Raw genomic sequence first — 3,971 nt, 5'->3', positions numbered from 1 at the left:
GCATATATTGCAATTATTTAGAAATTATTAGACATCCCCTAAATTTTTTTAGAAATCAGCGAGTTTTGGTGCTCGTGGATAAGGAATTACGTCGCGGATATTTTCCATTCCTGTAACGTAACGGATAAGTCGCTCAAATCCCAGTCCGAATCCGGAATGAGGAACTGTGCCGAATCTACGCAAATCAAGATACCACTGATAGTTTGACATATCCATCTTGCGTTCCTCGCACGCTTTTAAAAGTTTTTCGTAATTTTCTTCGCGCTCAGAGCCGCCGATTAATTCACCGATTCCAGGAACAAGAACATCTACTGCTTTTACAGTTTTTCCGTCATCATTCTGTTTCATATAGAAGGATTTTATTTCTTTTGGATAGTTAAAAACCATTACCGGGCAACCAAAAATCTTTTCTGTAAGATAACGCTCGTGCTCAGTTGCAATATCGCAGCCCCAGTACGGCTTGAATTCAAATTTTGCTCCGTTCTTTTCAGCTTCTTCAAGTTTTGCAATTGCGTCTGTGTAGGAAATGCGAACGAATTTTGCCTTTGCGACTTTTTCAAGGCTTTCAATAAGTCCAGGTTGAATTCGTTTGTCAAAGAATTCCAAGTCTGAACGGCATTTTGTTAAAGCCCAATTTAAAAGATATTTTACGAAATCTTCCTGAATGTCCATGTCGTCATCAAGGTCAAAGAACGCCATTTCCGGCTCAATCATCCAGAATTCAGCCAAGTGGCGCGGAGTGTTTGAATTTTCTGCACGGAAAGTAGGTCCAAAAGTGTAGACGCGGCTTAATGCGGTTGCCATCGTTTCCGCTTCAAGTTGACCGGAAACAGTGAGAGATGCTTTTTTGCCGAAAAAGTCTTTTGAATAGTCAACAATTTTGTGGGCGTCCTCAATTTTCATTCCGCCAGCTCCTGCTTTTACGCCAAGCTCAACGATTTTTTCCATTGAAAGCGTTGTAACCTGAAACATTTCGCCTGCGCCTTCACAGTCAGAGCAAGTGATTTCCGGGGCGTTGATGTATTGGAATCCGCGTTCCTGAAAAAACGAATGAACGGCAAAAGCCATTTGGTTTCTCACTCTGTAAACTGCGCCAAAAGTATTTGTTCTGGCACGAAGATGTGCGTTTGTGCGAAGATATTCCATAGACATTCTGTTTTTCTGCAGAGGATATTCTTCTGGATTGCACGCGCCCAGCATTTTCAGCGATTCAAGAGTAACTTCCACAGCCTGACCGCTTGCAGGGGAAGCAATTAAAATTCCCTCTGCACGTATAGATGCACCTGTGTTCAGTTTTTTTAATTCTTCTTCTATATTATTTACATTTGCATTTGGAGAAGGCGAATTTCTGTCAAAAGTAAGCTGAATATTAGCGAAACAGCTACCGTCATTTACCTGAATGAAAACAAGATTTTTTGAGTCGCGTACAGAACGAATCCAGCCGCAAACTGTAACTTTTTGACTTTCCGGTTTTGTAGAAAGCAAATCTTTTATAAGAATAGGTGTCATAATTTTACAGTTTAATGAATTGATTTTATATGGTCAATTAATGTTTTAAGCTGAAACCGCTTCCTGTTCTAAGCGGAACGTGATTCCTGTTCTAATAGGAAGGCTGTTCCTGTTTGAACAAAATAAGCATTCCCGTTGCAATAGGAACATTTTGTTTGTTTTAATAGGAATTTGATTTCTTATTACTTGACATTTCCACCTCATGTAAATTTATAAAAGTTCTTCGAATCAAGTTCGAAGATGACATATATTTCTGTCTACAATTTTACACTGTATATAAATTTATACAGATAATTTTTTGCTCATCTGTCTACTTTTTTGTAATTTTGTTTTTTCTTTGAATTTTATTCTTTTGAATTGAAATTTTTTTTAAGATTTTATTTCCTTGAATTGCAAGAAAATACGCATTAGTTTCAAGAAAAATGTCGGTTTTTATCTATACTTTTCTTTACTTGGCACAATGTATGCCAGTGTATTATGAGATTAAAAAAGTTATGGAGTTTTGTTATGGAAATTGATGTTGCCCATGGATATCTGAATTCATTGAAGAAATATCCTCTGCTTTCCGCCGAAGAAGAAATTGCGCTTGCAAAACGAATCAAGTCTGGAGACAAAGAAGCATTCAATCTGCTTGTTAATTCAAATCTTAGGCTTGTTGTGAGCGTTGCAGGAAAATTCAAAAAAGGCGCATTTAGCATTATGGATTTGATTCAAGAAGGAAACCTTGGACTTATGACTGCTGCCCAAAGATTTGATCCAGCGTTTGGAACAAGATTTTCAACTTATGCCTACAGATGGATTGTGCAGCACATTATGAGATTCATCAGTGCCAATAGTTCTCCAATTTTGATTCCGGTGCACAGGGAAACTCTTTTGCGCCGCATCCAGAAATTTCAGAATATTTTCTTTCAGCAGAACGGAAGAGAAGCCTCTGTTAAGGAACTTGCGCTTTTTGCAGGGATTTCAGAAGAACGCCTAAAAGATGTTCTTGACACTTCTTATACAGTTGCGTCTCTTGATACTGAAGTTGCTGATGAAGGAAAATCAGTTTCGTTAGGCGAGATTATCCCGGACACTGGGTTTTCTCCAGAAGAGCTTGCGGTTAGAGAGGATTCCAAAAGCTGCGTTAATTTTTTTATGGATTCTTTAACAGGAATAGAAAAGAGTGTTTTGCGGCATCGTTACAATTTTGACTATGACTTGCATTCAAAAAGTTTGCGTGAAGTCGGTAGGATTGTAGGATTGAGCCAAGAGGCAGTGCGCCAGGCTGAACTCCGCGCCAAAAAACATCTTAAATCTGCAATGGAGAGTGTTTTTGCTGTTTAGGGCATTTTAGTCAGTTCTTAGTCTCCTTTTACTGTCAATTTCTCTTGCGCAGATTGAGAGGCTTCGGTTGTGAATTTTATTCAGCGCCGGAGCCTCTGTTTTTTTTACTTTATGCGGCTATTTCAAAAATTTATTCAAAGAAGTATGATATGCTTATGAAAATGATTCTTACTGGCACCGGAACAAGCCACGGAATTCCTGTGATTGGATGCGGCTGCAATGTGTGCCGTTCAAGCGATTTGAGGGACAACCGGTTAAGATGCAGCGCGTTTCTTGAAAGTCCTGCAAATATTCTTGTGGATGTCGGGCCGGAATTTAGAATTCAGGCGTTGAAATATAAAATTACCAAAGTTGACGCGGTTTTTATAACTCACAGCCATGCGGATCATCTTCATGGAATTGACGACTTGCGCGTTTTTAGTCACACAAAGGCTCTTGATCCGGCGCATCCTGACAACAAGGAAACTGAAGGCGAAGGTCTAAAAATTTACACAACAACTTACGCGGAGCATGACATTCGGCACAGATTCGACTACATTTTTACTCCGATGAAAGAAGGCGGCGGAAAACCAAAAATTCAAATTATGAGCGCGGAAAATGTCAGCGAAAAAAATCCTCTTTTTATAAACGGAATTGAAATTCTACCTGTAATGCTCAAGCACGGGCATTTAGATGACATGGGACTTTTGTTCAGCGAGGAAGGGAAGGACGGAAAAAAACACAGCATCGCCTATCTTACTGATTGCAGTTTTGTGCCGGAAAATTCAATTGAACTTGTAAAAGAAGCATCAGGAATTCTTGAGCATATTGTAATCGACGGATTGCGGCTGGAACCTCATTCGACGCATTTTTCGTTTGAACAGGCACTTGAAGCGGCGCAAAAAATGAATCCGCGAAACGTTTATCTGACTCACATAACGCATAACATGAGCCACGTTCAAATAGAAGATTATGTAAAAAGCATTTTGTGGAAGTTTCCTCTGCTGAAAAAAAACGCAGAAAACGGATTTTATATAGGACCTGCCTACGACGGACTTGAGCTTGTGTGTTAACCTTGCATTTTTTTTACATAGCCTGAAATTCGAGTTTTGATAAGAACAGTAATTTAAGTGTCATTCCCGTGCTACGACACGGGA

Annotated in this window: 3 protein-coding genes; 2 read left to right on the top strand and 1 reads right to left on the bottom strand. The window is 39.3% G+C overall.

Annotated features, from left to right (window positions below; all coding sequences use genetic code 11):
• Window positions 1-48: 48 nt before the first annotated feature.
• Window positions 49-1,509, bottom strand: coding sequence for an asparagine--tRNA ligase (asnS, locus tag B4C08_RS10390; protein ID WP_296665142.1), 1,461 nt, complete (start codon window positions 1,507-1,509; stop codon window positions 49-51).
• 507 nt (window positions 1,510-2,016) lie between these two features.
• On the opposite strand from asnS, the gene B4C08_RS10385 reads away from it, so the two are divergent.
• Both B4C08_RS10385 and B4C08_RS10380 read left to right on the top strand, forming a co-directional pair.
• Entirely contained in the window at window positions 2,017-2,835 is an 819-nt protein-coding gene (locus tag B4C08_RS10385; RefSeq protein ID WP_296665140.1) for a sigma-70 family RNA polymerase sigma factor, read from the top strand.
• A 155-nt stretch (window positions 2,836-2,990) separates the two neighbouring features.
• On the top strand, window positions 2,991-3,887 hold the full coding sequence (locus tag B4C08_RS10380) for an MBL fold metallo-hydrolase (RefSeq protein WP_296665138.1): 897 nt from the start codon (window positions 2,991-2,993) through the stop codon (window positions 3,885-3,887).
• The last annotated feature ends 84 nt before the right edge of the window (window positions 3,888-3,971 follow it).

It is taken from the genome of Treponema sp. UBA753, from assembly GCF_002297325.1.
Lineage (GTDB): Bacteria > Spirochaetota > Spirochaetia > Treponematales > Treponemataceae > Treponema_D.
This window is presented reverse-complemented; position numbering and strand designations above follow the sequence as displayed.

Coding starts and splice junctions, on each gene's coding strand:
- B4C08_RS10385 (WP_296665140.1), top strand. CDS start 2,017: ATGGAAATTGATGTTGCCCATGGATATCTGAATTCATTGAAGAAATAT.
- asnS (WP_296665142.1), bottom strand. CDS start 1,509: ATGACACCTATTCTTATAAAAGATTTGCTTTCTACAAAACCGGAAAGT.
- B4C08_RS10380 (WP_296665138.1), top strand. CDS start 2,991: ATGAAAATGATTCTTACTGGCACCGGAACAAGCCACGGAATTCCTGTG.